At 44.2% G+C, this 17,730-nt stretch carries 16 protein-coding genes and 2 pseudogenes; 10 read left to right on the forward strand and 8 right to left on the reverse strand.

The features are described from left to right. Window positions 1-257: 257 nt before the first annotated feature. Together OGV82_RS08895 and OGV82_RS08900 are read right to left on the reverse strand one after the other, a co-directional pair. A complete protein-coding gene (locus OGV82_RS08895; RefSeq protein ID WP_001565720.1) occupies window positions 258-482 on the reverse strand; it encodes a hypothetical protein in 225 nt (74 codons plus the stop codon). Window positions 483-484: 2 nt separating this feature from the next. Next, complete coding sequence (locus tag OGV82_RS08900) at window positions 485-694, reverse strand: TraC family protein (RefSeq protein WP_000101768.1); 210 nt, start codon at window positions 692-694, stop codon at window positions 485-487. A 736-nt stretch (window positions 695-1,430) separates the two neighbouring features. Between OGV82_RS08900 and OGV82_RS08905 the strand changes: the two genes are divergently transcribed. The 5 genes from OGV82_RS08905 to OGV82_RS08925 all read left to right on the forward strand — a co-directional run bounded on the left by OGV82_RS08905 (window position 1,431) and on the right by OGV82_RS08925 (window position 7,831). After that, entirely contained in the window at window positions 1,431-2,507 is a 1,077-nt protein-coding gene (locus OGV82_RS08905; RefSeq protein ID WP_001297336.1) for an SIR2 family protein, read from the forward strand. A 7-nt stretch (window positions 2,508-2,514) separates the two neighbouring features. Beyond that, window positions 2,515-4,305, forward strand: a complete 1,791-nt coding sequence (locus OGV82_RS08910) for an ATP-binding protein (RefSeq protein WP_001297331.1) — start codon at window positions 2,515-2,517, stop codon at window positions 4,303-4,305. A gap of 61 nt (window positions 4,306-4,366) precedes the next feature. After that, window positions 4,367-4,564 carry a hypothetical protein gene (locus OGV82_RS08915; RefSeq protein WP_001297329.1) on the forward strand — a complete coding sequence of 66 codons (198 nt, stop codon included), beginning with the start codon at window positions 4,367-4,369 and terminating at the stop codon, window positions 4,562-4,564. 302 nt (window positions 4,565-4,866) lie between these two features. Then, entirely contained in the window at window positions 4,867-6,120 is a 1,254-nt protein-coding gene (locus OGV82_RS08920) for a tyrosine-type recombinase/integrase (protein WP_047462025.1), read from the forward strand. 52 nt (window positions 6,121-6,172) lie between these two features. Further along, complete coding sequence (locus tag OGV82_RS08925; protein ID WP_047462028.1) at window positions 6,173-7,831, forward strand: hypothetical protein; 1,659 nt, start codon at window positions 6,173-6,175, stop codon at window positions 7,829-7,831. 65 nt (window positions 7,832-7,896) lie between these two features. Here the strand turns inward: OGV82_RS08925 and OGV82_RS08930 are convergent, their stop codons facing one another. Then, the gene (locus OGV82_RS08930) at window positions 7,897-8,772 is read right to left on the reverse strand and encodes an integrase domain-containing protein (protein ID WP_101744314.1); all 876 of its coding nucleotides are present in this window, start codon (window positions 8,770-8,772) and stop codon (window positions 7,897-7,899) included. A gap of 236 nt (window positions 8,773-9,008) precedes the next feature. On the opposite strand from OGV82_RS08930, the gene OGV82_RS08935 reads away from it, so the two are divergent. Beyond that, entirely contained in the window at window positions 9,009-9,596 is a 588-nt protein-coding gene (locus OGV82_RS08935; protein WP_127891259.1) for a hypothetical protein, read from the forward strand. Window positions 9,597-9,804: 208 nt separating this feature from the next. Here OGV82_RS08935 and OGV82_RS08940 read toward each other — a convergent pair whose 3' ends face one another. The 4 genes and pseudogenes from OGV82_RS08940 to OGV82_RS08955 all read right to left on the reverse strand — a co-directional run bounded on the left by OGV82_RS08940 (window position 9,805) and on the right by OGV82_RS08955 (window position 13,915). Beyond that, window positions 9,805-10,407 (reverse strand): site-specific integrase, encoded by a 603-nt coding sequence (locus tag OGV82_RS08940; protein ID WP_047462037.1) that lies wholly within the window; start codon window positions 10,405-10,407, stop codon window positions 9,805-9,807. A 179-nt stretch (window positions 10,408-10,586) separates the two neighbouring features. After that, the gene (locus OGV82_RS08945) at window positions 10,587-11,954 is read right to left on the reverse strand and encodes a LysM peptidoglycan-binding domain-containing protein (protein WP_047462041.1); all 1,368 of its coding nucleotides are present in this window, start codon (window positions 11,952-11,954) and stop codon (window positions 10,587-10,589) included. Window positions 11,955-12,016: 62 nt separating this feature from the next. After that, window positions 12,017-12,982, reverse strand: a complete 966-nt coding sequence (locus OGV82_RS08950) for a hypothetical protein (RefSeq protein ID WP_127891260.1) — start codon at window positions 12,980-12,982, stop codon at window positions 12,017-12,019. 288 nt (window positions 12,983-13,270) lie between these two features. Further along, a pseudogene (locus OGV82_RS08955) lies at window positions 13,271-13,915 on the reverse strand (hypothetical protein). Window positions 13,916-14,216: 301 nt separating this feature from the next. Here OGV82_RS08955 and OGV82_RS08960 point away from each other — a divergent pair. Then, window positions 14,217-14,450 (forward strand): type II toxin-antitoxin system Phd/YefM family antitoxin, encoded by a 234-nt coding sequence (locus OGV82_RS08960; protein WP_020801504.1) that lies wholly within the window; start codon window positions 14,217-14,219, stop codon window positions 14,448-14,450. Between the two features lie 30 nt (window positions 14,451-14,480). Beyond that, on the forward strand, window positions 14,481-14,813 hold the full coding sequence (locus OGV82_RS08965; RefSeq protein WP_047462046.1) for a type II toxin-antitoxin system RelE/ParE family toxin: 333 nt from the start codon (window positions 14,481-14,483) through the stop codon (window positions 14,811-14,813). 119 nt (window positions 14,814-14,932) lie between these two features. On the opposite strand, the gene OGV82_RS08970 is transcribed toward OGV82_RS08965, so the two are convergent. Continuing rightward, window positions 14,933-15,124 carry a YfgG family protein gene (locus OGV82_RS08970; protein WP_012131276.1) on the reverse strand — a complete coding sequence of 64 codons (192 nt, stop codon included), beginning with the start codon at window positions 15,122-15,124 and terminating at the stop codon, window positions 14,933-14,935. A 119-nt stretch (window positions 15,125-15,243) separates the two neighbouring features. Here OGV82_RS08970 and OGV82_RS22945 point away from each other — a divergent pair. Next, window positions 15,244-15,312 (forward strand): annotated as a pseudogene (locus OGV82_RS22945) (hypothetical protein); the annotation flags it as partial. 164 nt (window positions 15,313-15,476) lie between these two features. Beyond that, window positions 15,477-17,726 carry a sensor domain-containing phosphodiesterase gene (locus OGV82_RS08975; RefSeq protein ID WP_101744315.1) on the forward strand — a complete coding sequence of 750 codons (2,250 nt, stop codon included), beginning with the start codon at window positions 15,477-15,479 and terminating at the stop codon, window positions 17,724-17,726. Window positions 17,727-17,730: the final 4 nt, after the last annotated feature.

Genomic DNA, 17,730 nt, shown 5'->3' on the forward strand with positions numbered 1-17,730 from the left:
TTTTGTCATCGTCCGAGGTTTAATTATTGCCCCACAATGCCGGTGATTTCCAGCAGTATAGAGAACTTTTTCTCAATAAAATCAATGTCTTATTGTCCGTAAATTGTCCGCCTTTCAAAACAAAAACCTTCGCAATTCTTTGTTTTTCTTGGCACTTTATTTGACGCAGATAGCGAAAATTGCCTATCCACATGGAATACGTTTTGCGGACAAAAAAAGCCCACCGAAGTGAGCTTTTGATAGGGCAGTGCGCGGTGTCAGTGGGCAGCGTAATAGGGATTCTGTGCGCGATAGAGGTCACGCTCCGGTTCAGGAATGTGTAGCGTTTCAAGGTGCCAATCTTCGAGTGAAGAAGCCAGCTCGGCCGCTATGCGCTGGGCTTCCATAACGCTGTTGCTAGGCCGCCCACTGGCTCGACCGAGGCAGGCTTGCAGTTCGTTGAGTTGATTGGCCAATGCGCTGATGCGGTGAGCTGTCTTCATGATCAATTCCCCTTGCTGATCCTTTCCACGATTCTGTCGAATTCTTCCCGGACCTGATCGTCCGTAAGCTCAAGATTAACCAATCCTGACTTTATTGCAATTCTTCCTATTCTTTCTGCTGCCTCATTGTCGAGTTTTGCCAATCTGGCTTTCGCCATTTCAAGCTCTGAAAGGGCATCAGAACGGCGCTCTGCGAGGGTTTTTCGTGCCATGATTACTCCGTTGTTTCTTGATGATCGAGTTTCGAAAAAAAGCGCGTAAACGGAGGCTATGTTCTCACCCGAGTCGAGCAATTTACAAGACTTAGATTTGGCTGGCCTAGCTGATGGCCTCTCAAAGCCCCCTCCTTTTGGTGTCAGTCCGTCCCTGATGCTCATGAACTCAGTCGGAAACGCGTTTTTATGCGAATGTATGCGATTCTATGCGATTAGAAGAATTGATTAATGCGATGCTATGCGAATGTATGCGAATTAACGCGAATGTACGCGATTACGCCATATTTTACTGGCCATTCTGCTCCAGTCGCATAGAATCGCATGAAGCAGTACGGCAGGATGTGTGTTGTACCGGTACGGGCAAGCCCGCACCAGTCCAACACCGCCCCTTACTCACCTACGGTTCGACGGCATCCTGCTCTGCGAGGCTAACGGTCGCTGCCGCGACAAAGGAGCCACGGGCACCGAATGGAGTCATTTCTCACAGTTGTTGGTATGGCCCATTTTCAATTTACCTATGTGCAATAAGCTGTCTTTTTTTATTAGTTGCTGCGTGTATGATGAATATGCAGTAATGACAATTTGTTGGGGGGGATTCTGTCCGTTCAGATTCTTGCTGTTGCAGATGCACGACGCTTATAGCTTCGTGATGATTGCGGATAAGGATTTTCTGTAATTAACCTTCGCTGCTCGAAGTGCCTCCGCACTTCGAGGGCTGTTGAAGTAGGTGGGTATGACGGCAGTCGAGCTACCAGAGGATTTTTTTGCAAATATACAAGGGGTTTTCCGCAAAACACCTGTTTTACTTATTGGGTCGGGATTCTCATGTGGTTATGGCCTGCCAGGGATGGGGGCGTTGGCTGAGCATCTGGCTAATAACGTTTATGACGCACTCTCGACGGATTCGGCACGGAATGCTTGGACCCAATCAATTAATGCGATAAAGGAGAATTTGGAGACAGGCTTAAATAATATTCCACTTGGAATGGCGGGGTGGGATGAGATTTTGTCGGCAATCCGTGGGGAAACAGCGAAGCTAATTCTTGATAAAACAATAGCGGCAGAGGCGCAAATTCTTGTCGAAAAAATAGCGGACCACCATGCCCCCTCACGCCTTCTGAAGCGTCTATTTTTAGGATCTCCTCAGAATGCGGAAAGCATTCATGTCATCACGACAAATTACGATACCCTGCTAGAGCTCTTTTGCGATCTGGCAGAGTTGCCGTTAGACACTGGATTTATGGGGTTTCGACGGCGTAGGCCGCGACCTCATCCGCTTTTTCAAACTCAATACAGCCGAGTGTTAGTAGCCGAAAAGCGCCAACAGCAGGTCGATCACCGTCTATGTAAAACGGTGCGATTATACAAACCGCACGGTTCTATCAGTTGGTTGACAACAAAAGATGGACCAATTGAAGTACTAAATGACGTATCTGTTGCTGAGCGAGCTATTGTTGTGCCGGGCCCTTCGAAGTACCAAGACGCATTAGTCAACACCCTATTTGACGCAATGCGTACTGAGATGAATCAGGTACTTGCGGAGGCTCAAGCTCTCCTGTGTATAGGTTTCGGGTTCAACGATGATCATTTACAAGGCGTTATCAAACACCGTTTGGCGGCTGGAATGCCTGCAATCATAGTCACTCGTGATTCAACCTCCAGCATTGATCGGTTGCTCGGTGAACATCCTCACGTGATCGCTTTGTTTAAGGATGGTGATGGAGCTATTTGTCATTGGAATGGTGAGCAGTTCAGAGTGTCCGAGCCTCTTTGGCAACTTGACGATTTCCTCAAAAAATTTCTGGAGTGAGAGCGCGATGAGTATTTTTAATTTTTCAGAAGAGCAATCCTTGGGAGAAGTTCGCAGTGTTGAAACCTCAAGAATAACTGTGCGAGTGACTGACGGCCAGCGTTTACAGAAAGCACGAGTTGGAAGATTAGTAGCTATTCAATCTGTAGGAGATGAATGGTTAATTGGAATTATCGAAAGAGTTTGGCGACATCCAGTAGAGTTGCCTTCGTTTCCAGAAGTAGATGAAACAATTGATTTGTCAGCAGTGCCGCAAGAAGAAAATGGAATTTCTATAAGTTTGGTAGGAACTTATCGTTCTCGTGATGGCCTGCGAAAGGATGTATTTACGCGTGCAGTATTTATATTGCCAGAGATTAATAGGTCAGTGTTCCCTATTGAGGAAAAGTCACTCGAAGATTTTATGGGCATATTAAGCGCGTCATCTAAAGCTGATGCAGTCGCGCCGCTCAAAGTGGGTACTTATACTTTAGATGGCAAAGCTAGTGCTTATATTGACGGTGATAAACTTTTTCAACGTCATGCGGCGTTATTGGGGAGCACCGGTTCAGGGAAATCTTTCACTGTTGCTTCCATACTTGAACAGTCTGCGCAGCTAGCTCACGCCAATATTGTTGTTCTTGACTTACATGGCGAATATTCCAGTATGAAGTTCGCTTCCCATTATCGTATCGCGGGCATTAGCGATATTAAGTCGAAGGGGGATGGTGCAATTTTTCTGCCGTTCTGGTTGCTGACCTATGATGAGATGCAATCGGTATTTGTTGATCGTTCGGGAGATAATGCACCTAATCAGGCTCTGGCCCTTATGGATTCCGTGGTAGAGATGAAGCGTGCTGCCATAGCGGCGCTTGGCAAACATGAATTACTTGAAGGTTTTACGGTCGATACGCCAGTACCTTACAATTTAGATGACTTGGTTAAATCCCTTGATAAGAAAAATGAAGAAGTTATTCCAACTGGGGAAGAATACGTCACTGGGGCGAAGAAGGGGCAGCCTAAGACTGAAAAAGGTCCATTGAACGGCAAACTCTCTCGATTCCTCATTCGGTTGAAGACAAAAATGAATGATCGACGTTATGCCTTCATGTATCAATCTCCCAAGGAATACGAAACTTATGAAGCATTGCACGAACTAGCGAGTAAGTTGCTCGGTACGGGAAATGTTGCAGATGGTGTAAATCCAGGTATCAAAATTATCGACTTTTCAGAAGTTCCCTCAGATATTTTGCCTGTTGTAGTAGGTTTGGTTGGGAGGTTGATCTATCAAATTCAGTTCTGGAGCGATCCGGGTAAAGATGGTGATGGACGTCATCCAGTAGTGATCGTTTGTGATGAGGCACACTTGTACCTTCCCAGCAGTGCAGCCTCTACTGGACCATTAGAAAAGCGGGCTTTGGAGAACTACGAGCGCATCGCGAAGGAGGGACGTAAATACGGTGTTGGTTTAATGGTGGTTAGCCAGAGGCCTTCTGATGTGAGTACAACCATTTTGAGTCAATGTAGCAACATTATAAGTTTGCGTCTCGCTAATAAGACAGACCAATCTGTAGTTAAGCAACTTTTGCCCGAGAGCTTGGAGGGGTTGATGGAGGTGCTGCCGACGCTGGACGTAGGTGAAGCTGTCGTTGTGGGAGATGCAACATTGCTACCCACACGGATTAAAATGTCTAAGCCCAAGCATGAGCCTCGTAGCGCAACTATTCCGTTCTGGACGCGCTGGGATAAGCCAAAGGCCGACGTTGATTTGATTGCTGCCGTAGAGAACATGCGTCGACAGTCGCGGACCAACGATTGAGTTACGATTTAGTCTGAGCTGATATGGGCTATTTGCTAACTTATCGAAAAGGATACACGAAATGAAAGATAGACCGCATAACGTGGCGATGGCCGAGCACTTCCGCGCCCATCCGACGTATGCAGCGGAGCTGCTTGCTGAAGTCTGCCGCGAAGGCAACCCTGCTGAGCTAGCCATTCTGTTGCGGCAGATGGTCACGGCCTCGGCAGGTGATGAGAGGTCGGATGACACCGATACAGAGCGCGCTCTACCTCTCTGATTTGAGCATGGTATTTTTCATGGTTCAACAAATAGACATGGTTTCAAGGTGTTGATTTGTACGGGTGTTTTTAGTTAATTTACAATTGAGTGGGAATAAGCCGATAACCCTTCCTGAGTTTTCATGAACAGGTAAAAATGCAATCAACCCTCTGTTTTTACAGAGGGTTTTTATTTATGTGCATTCATGTTTCCTCACTCCAGTTCACACTTTTTAGCGGTATTTCTCACGGTATCGCCTTAGAGGTGTATTCTTCTCTCTGTCTGATACCGTTGTAAAAATGATGCCAAAATGGTGATTTTATGCTGACTGATATCAAACTGAAAAACCTCAAGCCAAAGGACAAACTTTATAAAGTTACTGACCGGGATGGTTTGTATGTTGCAGTGCTGACGTCAGGCACAGTCTCGTTTCGCTACGATTACAGCATCAACGGAAGACGAGAAACACTGACATTAGGAAAGTATGGTATTGACGGTATTTCTCTGGCTGAAGCAAGGGAAAAACTCCATACCGCGAAAAAGCTGCTCAAGTCAGGCATATCACCTGCTGTAGACAAGCGTTACGGTAAAAATAAGCTCCGGGAGAGTGAGACGCTGACGGTATATACCGACAATTACATGAAGCATGTAACACTGGCGGACAGTACCAGAGCGATGAAAGAAGCGGTTATTGAGCGAGATATCCTGCCTGTGCTGGGCAACAAATTAATGACCGAAATTACTACGGCAATGGTGCGCGACCTTTGCGATCGGATAATAGATCGAGGAGGTAATGCAACAGCGGTACAGGTTCGCGAGATAATCAGCAGTGTCTATCGTTATGCAAATGATCGAGGGCACAGTTTTTCTAATCCGGCCCAGGATATTAAAGCGAGTTCTATCGCAACGTTTACTCCGAGGCTCAGAAGCCTTTCCCCGCGAGAAGTTGGCATTTTCTTCAATACACTGGATACCGTTGCAGGGATGCCAACGCTCAAACTGGCATTGAAGATTATATTTCTGACAATGGTACGTAAAAGCGAGTTCACTTTAGCGACCTGGGATGAGGTTGATTTCAAAACCAACGAGTGGACCATTCCTGCTGGCCGTATGAAAGGAGGCCGGACTCATGTCATCTATCTTTCGCGCCAGGTTAATGATTTGCTGACAGGCCTGAAAATGTGTGCCGGAGGAAGTCCTTACTTACTTGCAGGGCGCTATAACATCAACAAACCACTGTCTAATGCAGCCCTGAACGGCGTTATCACTACAACCGTAAAAGTGGCACAGTCGCAAGGGAAGGCACTGGAGCACTTTACTGTCCATGACATGCGGCGGACGGCTAGCACGTTATTGCATGAGGCAGGGTATCCATCGGACTGGATAGAAAAATGCCTCGCGCATGAGCAAAAAGGGGTGAGGGCAATTTACAACAAGGCCGAATACGCGCGACCGCGAACTTACATGTTGCAGCAGTGGGCGAATATGGTTGATGGTTGGATTGCTGGAACAACAATGACGCTCACTCCGTTTTCGCCGAGAAAGTATGAGGAGTGGATGAACCTTGATATGTAATGGTTTATTGCTCGATTAAGATAAAATTTTTATAAAATTAGTGGGTTCGACTATGCTTTTTAATATGCTTAATAATAAACAAAAAAAACGTCTTTTTATTAATCAAGTAAATGTGTTTTACAATTATTCGTTAGGTTTTGAAGTTCCTTCGGTAGATTTACTGAAGACTGCTAATAAACTTCTTAAATCAGGTTTTTCTAAATGTGTTTGTTTTTCAGATTTTAATTTTTTATATCTTAATGAAAATAATCAAATAAAATACAGTAATTTGCATCCAGAAGGAAGAAGTTGGGATTCTTCATGGGAAATAAATTTTGATGATGGCATACCAAAAGAAATAATTCCTGATTTAATGATTTCTTCCGAGTTGTTTTTCCATGAAAATAGACTCGTGAATGATAATCAGGCTTACATAAGAACATCATTACCTCCCTTTGTTTTGGAGACAAGTAATGAGCAGTACCCTATGTATCCAGGAGTAAAGATCTACCGTGATGGAATCGCTATCATTTATTTTCAATTTGATGGTAAATGGAATGGAATTGATGATAACAGTTTCTTATCATCAATTATAAACATGAGTCAAAGATATTTTGATAAAATATGGGTTGATGCGAAACTTCAAATGCTGGATGGTGAAGTGGTTTTAGAAAATAGCTTTGAAGATGTTTTTTCAATTGGTGGAAGTCTTCTTGATGGAAGAGAAATAAGAAAATTAAAACAAAAGATGCGAGATAATAGCATGAAAGTATTAACTGAATCTTTTGAGAAAGAAGGTTGTACTTTTTCGTTCGATAATCATAGAGAATGGATTTTGCATCAGATTGCAGGAACGGAGGGGAATGAATCATGGGAATCTACGATTGAAATGTGTCGTTCTATATATTCAAACGTTATTAGCAGCATGTTGGTTCCACAATATAAGAATAATAAAACTAAGTCATATAGTTATCTCTGGCACGGACGGCCTTCTGTTTCTCTTTTACGTTTTGATAAGCAACCTCAGGATAAAAGTGCTTTGTTGAAAAATTTCTCTGAGTCATTGGTTAAGTTTTTGAATAGAGCTGATATCAGCGAAAAGAAAAACTCCTTGCCGCCAGATTTACGGAAGTTTAATGATTATTGTCTACATGCAAATAGATCCATTTACTTATGGACTTGGTTAAGAGGAGAGAATGAGTCAGAAGATATTTGGGATGACAGAAATACCTCATCAAGAATACTTGAAAATCAGGCAAGAGTTGAGCAGGTTGAATATCATAATATGAGTATTTCTAGAGCGTGCTCTTGGGCTAATAACCCGCCATCTGAACAGCATCTATTTATCTCCTATACAACATTGGCAGAAACAGAAAATAACATTCATCATAGTAGTATATCTGGGGAAATTTCTGATACGCTTTCATATCTCGTTAAATCTTTTGGGACAGAGAGTTTAATTGCTTCTGCGAAAGAGATGGCTAGATTTCGCATGGACGAACTTAAATATAGGTCAGATTCAGCAAGAAACTCTAGCAATTATTGGTTAACATTTATTTTCGGTTTGGTTGGTGTTACAAGTTTTGCTGAATTTGCAGTTAATCCACTAATTCTTAATAAATGGAGTGGAATGAATAAAGTTATAGCGCCTTTTATTTCTTTTGGGATCTCTGCTGTTTTAGTTTTAGCAATATCTGCAATTATCTGGTATTACACAAAGAGAAAATACTAGCATTTAGAGTGATTGATACTAGAAGTTATGTTGCTATTTATATTGCTTTTATGATGGATATCGGGCTAATTAATTTTGCCATAAACTTGCTCGATATACCGTCCTCGCCCATCCCCATGTCCCAGATCTGTTGAGGTTACCGCCAGTGCCTCTTTGTGGCTTAACCCCTGATCCTTGTAATAGCGGATCGCGTCCTGCGCCCAAGCATAGCGCAGGGAGTGAGGGGAGTATTCACCCGTCAGCCCGGCATCGCGGAGATGGTTGTGCCAGTAATCCATTGCGGATTTCAGATCCGGTTTGTCAATCAGATGCCCGTCACGTTCCCCCGCAATATTCAGCGCCTCTTTCACCGCCTGACGAACCGCTTCCCTGTCTATCACCTGCGTCATGCGCGGTCGTCCGCCTTTGGTGCCGAAGATCACCGACAGACGTTCAGCGCCTTTTTCCAGCTGTTTATCCCAGGTTTTCAGCGACTGGCAGCACTGTACCGCTTCCTGACCACGCAGGCCCATCACCCTTGCCAGTTGCAGGCTGGCCGCGAGACCAGCGTCGGTTTGCTGGACCCGATCCAGTACCTGCTGGTAAAGCGCATCCGGAATGGCCCGGTGCGTCCCGTCACGGCTGGCACCACTGATACCGAGTGATTTGTTGCTGATTAATTCGGACTGGCTGAGTTGTGTGCGTCCGGCTTCAGCCAGAATAGAGCGCACCATTGCCATCTCATTCTGTAGAGTTCGCAGAGAAATACCCTGCGCCAGCCGTTCATGGATATATCCCGCGATGTGTCTGGCTTTGAGCTGGCTGGTGCTGGTTACCTGAATATTCTGCGCCAGCAGATGATGGGCAAAACGCTGCGCCATCTGTTCGCGGTCGTGGACTGTTTTGTGGCTGCCACCTGTGCGGTGCGCCAGCTTTTTCATATCCTGTGCCAGTCGCGACATACTGACTCCTCTGCCTGATGCGGTAGCAATATTTTCCGGCGCGTGGGGAATGCATGGGAGAGCGAAAGCTGCGCCATGCTGAACAATACCGGTGCGCCGGAAGGCGAGAGTTGAGGTATGGTGAGGTACGGTACTGCACGATGTGCAGGCCGCCTGCGTCAGCAGGGATGCCCCCGGATCGTCGTGATCCGCCTCCGGTACTGTTCATTCCTCCTTGTTATCTTTTTGACGCAGAAATGATGGCGTCAGAGGCCCAAACACTTACTGCACTGCGTCCCAAGTACGAATTTATCCAATATGATTGTGAAGCTATTGAAAGACAATTACTTGAGAATCCAAGAGGTCAAGGTCTTGCTGCCCGATATACTCCAGTTTCATTTAATAAATGGATGATTGCCTCTCAAATGGTTCATACACCTGCTATAATAAATGACCCGCAGCATAGTATTAATCACTTTTTTCTGCGCCATCCTCATGTTAATTTAACAGATGCTTTAATTGAAGCATCTGCCCGTAATATCCCATTATTTATAGTCATATATGATCCTGAACATCCTAGCAATAGCCGCATTGAACTTTCTTTAGGATACTTCATGGAGTATCACACTACAAAAAAACTGGTTGATCAGAACTTTGTCGCTGTAGTGGTGCCTAATCTTACTCCTGAAATTATAGCGTTGATACCGGCGGATGACCCACTAGAAAAATGCCTTTGGGTTGTAATGCAACCAAATGGCGACATAATACGACGAGAAGGCGTATATGCCAATCCAGACGAAGGAATGAAGCGTGTTCGAGCAGTAATAACATCGCTTGGACTCTAATTTCTTTATTCAAAAAAATGAACAAGGCTACATGTAGTGGTATTCCCTTGTGGCCTTTTGAGTTGTTTACTTGTGAACTATTAATACCAATTTAAGTCACGTCCGTTTGTAGTGTAAGTGTTCCCGAAAAGGAACCATCAACTTTTAAAGGCTCTGCCACTTGAATTTCCGCTTCTGGCACAGGGTTGCTGTTGCAGCCCTGACAACCTTAGACTTCAATCGATTCAGAGATCTCTAACGCATCATCGACTTCAATGCCCAGATAACGGACTGTGCTTTCCAGTTTCTTATGGCCCAACAGAAGTTGGATCACCCGAAGATTCTTGGTTTTCTTGTAGATCAGGTAAGGTTTTGTTCTTCTCATGGAGTGTGTGCTGTAAAGCGAAGCTTCGAGACCAAGCTTTTCTACCCACCCATGAAAAATTCGGCTGTATTGCCGGGTTGATATGTGCCGGTTAGTTCCGATCCGAGACCGAAACAAGAAGTCTTTACTGTGCAAATTGCCAAGCTTTATCAATGCAGCAACAGCTTCTCTTGTCCCTTTGGTTATCTCAAATTGCACAGGGCTACCGGTTTTCTGTTGCAACACCGTTGCTCTGCTTGAAACCGAGCTACCATATGCCACATCAGATACTTTGAGTTTGACCAGATCACAGCCTCGAAGCTTACTGTCCAGGGCCATATTGAACAGAGCTAAATCGCGCGTTTTACCTTCCAGTTCAAGCCGGATTCGGATCCCCCAGATATGAGATATCTGAAGTGGTCTTTTTTGGCCGATGATACGGTCTTTGTTCCACGGTGACGTGTTCATACTCAAATCTCCTGCAATGTGGGAGATTTGAGTATGGTTGTCCCTTATGAGCGAGAAGCGGAAATTGGCACTAATCGGTCAACTTAAAATATGGTTCCCATCAACCTAACTGTTTAGCCAAATAGTTTTTAACTTTGATGATATTTACTTACAAAACACGCGCAATTGGTTTATAGCAATCAATTTGCATTACATCCATTTACTATTTGTAATGGATAGATTCTATCATTCGAACTCGAACCAGCGATTTTTGTTTTTTTGAATATTGACCATGATGTTTTAGGACAGTTTTCCTTCCAAAAAGACCAAAGACTATCCCCAGGTAGAATGTATTTCTTTCTTATTTCACTCAGAGTATAAAGAGGAGGTATTACTATTTTTTGGTTTGGCTTTATAATCATCTTGGATTTCGTTATATTGTTTAATTCTGCAAGGGAGTACATCAATTCTCCCGTCCCATAATATGACTTAGACAAACTCCATAGCGACTCCCCACGAATGACATTATGTTCTATATTATCTGCACCAAGAGATTCTATATACTTCAATTCTGAATCCTTAATGCTATAAAAAGTTCTAATCTCAGTAGCAGGCACCATAGTAAAACTAGAAATGTTTAAAGACATTTGTTCGTTAAAAGCAGATGTATTTTTCTCAATGAAATAGTCCTTTATTAATCCGAGATTTTCAAAATCATCATAGAATTTTGGAACTGAATCGATGTTGTTTATTTCGGAAAGTTTTGAGTACGTTATTCCTATTGATAAATTTTCTTTTTGAATTTCACTTGATAAGTCTCTAAATCCGATATCAAAAGCACCTAAATGTAAGTCATCAATAGCCAAGCCTGTATGGATTACGAAATATTCAAATATTTGACCAGCCACACTATTAGCATCTATAAAACCTAACAACGAGCGATTATCGATTGTTGGTACTATTGTTGGAATATCTACACCAATAGTGCCTTTAGATGTGCCATTGTTCAGATCAGGGGCGGAGATATTTAAATTCACATAAATAATACCATAACCACTTGCGGTTGCGAGATCATATGACCAATCTACACCGAACGTACTTCCACAGGCCCTTTTATGTGCCTTTAAGTCAAATTTGAATATCATCTGGATGTTGTTATAAGAAATCCGTCTGAGCGGTGAAAACTTCAAATCTGAACAAGCATCTTTTTCATTTGCCTTCAAGGCCATTTTAATAGCCGACTCAAGCTGCGATAGATCTAGCCCTATATTTCTTTTGACAATATAGTGTTTTTGTGAGGTTTTTTTGGGATTACATAGCGATGGAGCTTTGTAAGTGCAACTACTGACAGGTTCAAATGTATATTTGATATACAATATTTTACTCAGGTAAGGACGCATCGACTTAGGTAGGTCTTTATATTCAATAAAAAGTCTGTCAATTGATTTTTGACTACTAAATGGGGCGTTTAGACGTAAGGGGGGTATGTCATCTGATGAGCCATTAGCCTTTGATAAAATCAAAATTTGAAATATAGCCAGAAGAACAACTGTCAATATTATGTTCACATTGCAGCCCTCTAATAATTACTGTTTAGGCAATAAATTATATTTCGTTAAGTGAAAAATGTTTATTTTACTTTCATGCTTACACAACCGTTTGTGTTTGCCACATATATTGTATCATCGATTTTTGTTATTGACCTAATGGCACCTCCGTAACTATTATTTAAGTCCTCGGCATCTGGACCGGAGAAACCAAAACTTGGCGCGAGTTGACCATCTGAAAAAAATATCTCTTGTGCATTGGATAGCGGTAATACTTCACCTGAGTTCAGAGGGGTGTTTTGAGCTGTTATTATTTTTGGCAATGTCAAAGAAAGTGGTACGTTCAAACCATTTGTGTCATCACGTTTTGCTTCAATAGTACAACCACTAGATGACGTGTTTTTTATTTCTCCTGCTTTAATTGTAATGTCACCTCTGTCGCACACATTGTCAGTAGGTTTTTTATTATATTCTTTCAGTATTTCATTAGCAGTGACTGTTTTGTCTGTTTTGGATTGCCCAGCAACTACCAATGCGACTAGTGGTGCTGCGTATTGAGCGGCTTTTGGTCCGAAGGAGTAACAATCACTTTTACTATTGCACAATAATACACATGATTTGTTATCATATGTGAAAAAAGGAGTTGATAATCCCTTAATGTTGGATTTATTGAGAGTATATATGAGAGGTGCGGTGTCGTTAACTTCCCATGAAGTTTCAAGAGAGCAAATGTTTTGCCCATTTGTTTCTTTAGTACAACCAAGCTCTTTTATTCCATTCACAGCAATCACAGCATTATCTTTATGTGTTGTGCTGGGGTTACTAGCGAGCCTGGTTGTTACAGTATATTTTGTAAATATATCATTTTGAGGGTCGGTGTTTGTTAGGTAAGCCATTTTGGATTGAGCACAAGCACATTTGGGACTATCTTGATATACAACTTTTGCCTTAAATTTATATGGCGGTTCAGTATCATCTTTTTTAGCTTCAGTACATGCAATAAGCATTGATACTGCACAAACAAAAACAATGGGATTATATATTTTCATTGTAATGGCCTTATGATGGTTGGAGTACTCACTAAATTATAAGCGATAATTTTTGTATCAATGTCTTATTTTAGAGTGTAACCAAAAAAATAATACTTTCTGACGAGCATCTAAATTTAACATGTCATGGTTATGATCATGCCAAAGCGGAAGAATCGACGCTATAGCCAGACAGTCTATAATACCTAAATCGGTATTATAGACTTCCGCTCCTGGCACGAAGCCGACTATACGCCTGAAGTTTCAGAGCTTAATCGGTTCTCTACACCCGACACTGGGAGCACCTACCTACGTTCTCTTCTCCCGCCCCATCTTCAACACCTCGTAAAACGTTCCTCTCCCAAGCCCGTTTGATGGGACTTCCCGTTCCTGCGCCAGCGTTTTCAGCTTTCGAAGTATCAGGTCCGATGCCGGTTTATCAGACGTCCCATACCGTCCGTCAGTCTCCTCAACCAGAAGTTGAACCAGTAACCAGCAGAGCCTGGCAGTATTCTCTCGAGCCTTGTCGCGTTTATGCATCCCACGCTGGGAAGGTTGTGTGGAAGCAGTGAGATCCGGCAGCGCGTCGTCGCCGAGTGTCTTCAGCCACTTGCGGCCGCGACTGTGACGCGACAGTTTCATCACCGCCTTCAGGCTGCGGGCCTTAATTTCTGGCGGAGTGAGTTCGTCATCAATAAGCCGCTAGGCCAGCGCGAACATCTCATCGGCATAGAACATGCGTTTGTTAGCCGGGGCGCTGACCATGCCTGTAGCTTTGATGGTGCGGCTGATGGCGTCGTGCAGGATACGGTAATTTTCCTGATGTTCTTCCGGCAGGGCATTTGCCGGTTGGGAAGCATCGAGGCCGAGAAGCAGAAGGGCGAGATGCCGCGCTTCCAGCAGCGGCATATCACATTCCCGTTCAAACAGATTCTGACGAATGGGACTAGTCACATTATTCTCCTCCCTCAATGGCTCTCTTCCCACTTTCACATCGGTTCTGGCGGATAGGGTTTTACTCTGCCGTTGCTCATTAAACAAACAAAAGGCAGATTACCACCAGAGTGTTGGTAGTTTTGTTCTGACATGTAGGATCTGTGGAGTGCATAAAGGAAATCAGTTTCCGGCAGGAACAAATTGATCTCTGTACTTAATCTGGACCTATTTCTCAGAAGAGTAGGGGGGCATGAGACCTTGTTGGTGGTCTAAATATAGTCTATATTAAAACCGAGACATGACCATTAGGCGGACCAACATGAAAGTAGAGACAATTAGCTACGTTAAAAAGAACGCAGCAACGCTTGATCTGTCAGAACCGATCCTGGTCACGCAAAATGGTGTCCCTGCTTATGTTATAGAATCCTATGACCAGCAGCAGGAGCGGGAAAACGCTATTGCGTTGCTGAAGCTGCTTACCCTTTCAGAGAAAGATAAAGCTGAAGGGCGCGTGTTCTCAAAAGGCCAACTGCTGGATGGACTTGCGGATTAAACGCAGAGCACTCAACGTTAAGGGACTTCCATGGAACAGCAGGTGACCTTTGAGTACACGCTTACTGTAAAACACTGCATTGACACAATAGCGGGTTTCCTCCGACGCGTTGATGTCGAACCGCGCCCGGTTATCGCAGATATTCTTACACAGTTTGAAAGTATCGTTGGGCAGTTCCCGCTGGGATGCCAGATTTGCCCTGAACTGCTGAAAATTGGCTGTGCAAAGTACCGGGAGTTTAACCACGCTGAAGGCTATCGAGTTTTGTATTCAGTAGACGGCACATTAGTGACAGCACATGCGATTTTGTCACATCGGCAGGACATACAGCAGTTGTTGTTCAGGCGTCTGATTGCCGCCTGAACAATCAGGCGACGATACCCGTCTTCCAGAGTCTATTACCAGACTGAGGCACAGCGCTATCTGTCCGGCGAATGCATATGCAATCCAGAAAACAGTATGTCTATGTGAGCAGGAAAAGTTTAGCGTTGAGCAGGTGTCTCGACTGAGAGAGTGGACTGTTGAGCTTCTTTTTTATCCTGATGATGATGCCAGGCACCGATAGAAGAGTAGACGAAGCGTCCGAAGAAGAAGAGAAAACTGATAAACAGTACGATACGGGTCATTCGACTGTTAAATCGATGTCGTTTTCGCATACTGGTTGCCTGACTCACAAAAGGTTCCTTAGGGTATGCCCAGCATAGTGGGCGATGGGTACATTAAGGCACATTGTAAAGGAATGGTCAATTGTCGATTATGTAAAAATACGTCAGTTGATTTATCTCTTATTGTTATGGAAGATAATTTTAGTATTTACATTAATAATAAATTAATGATAACGAAGCAGAAAAAACGTAATTATTAGTTAATGAGAAGGAAATTGATTGATATATATCAAATGTTGCTTCCCGTTGATAACTAGAATCAAGACACATATTGTGACGTTGTTTTTATTATTATTTTAAAGTCAGGTGGGATGCCTGTCTGAAGCACCTTGCAGGAAGCGAGGGTTTTTGCTGAGCATCTATGAAACTAAATCAGACCTATATCAAAATCAGAGATAAATGGTGGGTGCTACCTCTCATTTTACCCTCTTTGCTGTTGCCCATATTAAGCATTGCCAATACCTACGCACATACCAATACGGGTTCCGGTAATGTCACGCTTTTTTACCTTCCTCTGGCATTCACTATCAGCCTGATGTCATTTTTTGACTGGGCGGCATTACCGGGCATTGCGGTCGCAATCTTCTGGAATCGCTATCCGATAGTGGGATTGTATGAGACGCTCTCCATTATCGGGCATTTCATTATCCCGGTCGTGCTCTGCTGGGGCGGGTATCGCGTGTTTACTCCCCGGCGCAATCAGGTGTCTCATGGCGATGCTCATCTGATGTTTCAGCGGATGTTCTGGCAGGTGTTTTGCCCGGCGACGTTATTTCTGGTGCTTTTTCAATTTGCCGCCTTCCTGGGAATGTATGCGAGCAAATCAAGCATGATGGGCGTAATGCCTTTTAATATCAATACATTGATTAACTATCAGGCTTTGCTGGTGGGAAATCTTATCGGCGTTCCGCTGTGTTATTTTATTATTCGCACTGTCCGCAATCCGCTATATCTGCGTGGATATTATGCGCAGCTGAAACAACAGTTTGATAAGAAAGTCACAAAGAAAGAGGTTGTTATCTGGTTGCTCGTGCTGACATTGCTCATGACAATGCTTTGCATGCCATTGAATGAAAATAGTTCAATATTTAGCACTAACTATACCTTGTCATTATTATTGCCGGTAATGCTATGGGGAGCGATGCGCTACGGTTATCGATTTATTTCGCTGATATGGTCGGCTGTTCTCATTACCGCAATTCATTATTACCAGAGCTACATGCCTTATTATTCCGGGTATGACACACAACTCACTATTACGTCTTCAAGCTACCTGGTTTTCTCTTTTATTGTGAGCTATATGGCGGTGCTGGCGACGCGCCAGAGAATCGTCAGCGGTCGGGCGCGTCGGCTCGCGTATCTTGATCCCGTCGAGCATCTGCCTAACCTGCGGGCGCTAAATCGCGCGCTGAAAAATTCGCCCTGGTCAGCACTCTGTTTTTTACGCGTGCCCGGCCTGGAATTACTGGGGAAGAACTATGGCGTTATGCTGCGGATTCAGTACAAGCAAAAGCTCTCCCACTGGATAAACACCTTGCTGGTGCCCGGTGAATGCGTGTATCAGCTGTCGGGGCATGATTTGATTCTGCGTCTGAATATGGAGTCGCATCAACAGCGCATTGAAGCGCTGGACAACCATATCAAGCAATTCCGTTTCATGTGGGATGATATGCCGCTCCAGCCGCAGGTTGGGGTCAGCTACTGCTATGTGCGCTCTCCGGTCAGCCATATCTATCTGTTATTAGGCGAATTAAGTACCATCGCCGATCTTTCTCTGATGACCAACAAACCGGAGAATATGCAGCGGCGTGGCGCAATGCATTTGCAGCGGGACCTGAAAGATAAAGTGGCGATGATGAACCGCTTGCAGTATGCGCTGGAGCACGATCATTTTTGCCTGATGGCGCAGCCGATTTCAGGTATTCGCGGCGATGTTTACCATGAAATACTGCTGCGACTGAAAGACGATAATGGCGGCATGATCAATCCCGATGGTTTTCTGCCCGTTGCTCACGAATTTGGCCTGTCGTCCAGCATCGATCTGTGGGTGATTGAAAATACCCTGCGCTTTATGGCGGAAAACCGGGATAAGCTGCCAGCCCACCGGTTTGCCATCAATCTGTCACCAACGTCGGTATGCCGCGCCCAGTTTCCAATTGATGTCAGTAACCTGCTGAGCCAGTACGAAGTTGAAGCGTGGCAACTGATCTTTGAAGTGACCGAAAGCAATGCGTTCACCAATGCCGAACAGGGGCAGGCAACGTTGTCACAGTTGCAACAGTTAGGTTGCCAGATAGCGATTGATGATTTTGGAACCGGTTATGCCAGTTATGCGCGGCTGAAAAATGTGAGTGCGAATATTCTCAAGATCGATGGCAGCTTTATTCGCAATATCGTCTCTAACAGTCTCGATTACCAGATTGTGGCGTCCATTTGCCATCTGGCGCGAATGAAGAATATGCAAGTGGTGGCGGAATATGTGGAAAGCGAAGAAATTCGTAGCGCGGTGAGCGCGTTGGGAATCGATTACCTTCAGGGCTATTTGCTTGGCGAACCCAGGCCGCTGGCGGCGACGCTGGAAGAGGTACAGGCACCATTGTCTGGTGCCTGAGGCG

It is taken from the genome of Citrobacter sp. CK191 (assembly GCF_030333435.1).
Classification (GTDB): Bacteria; Pseudomonadota; Gammaproteobacteria; order Enterobacterales; family Enterobacteriaceae; genus Citrobacter_B; species Citrobacter_B koseri.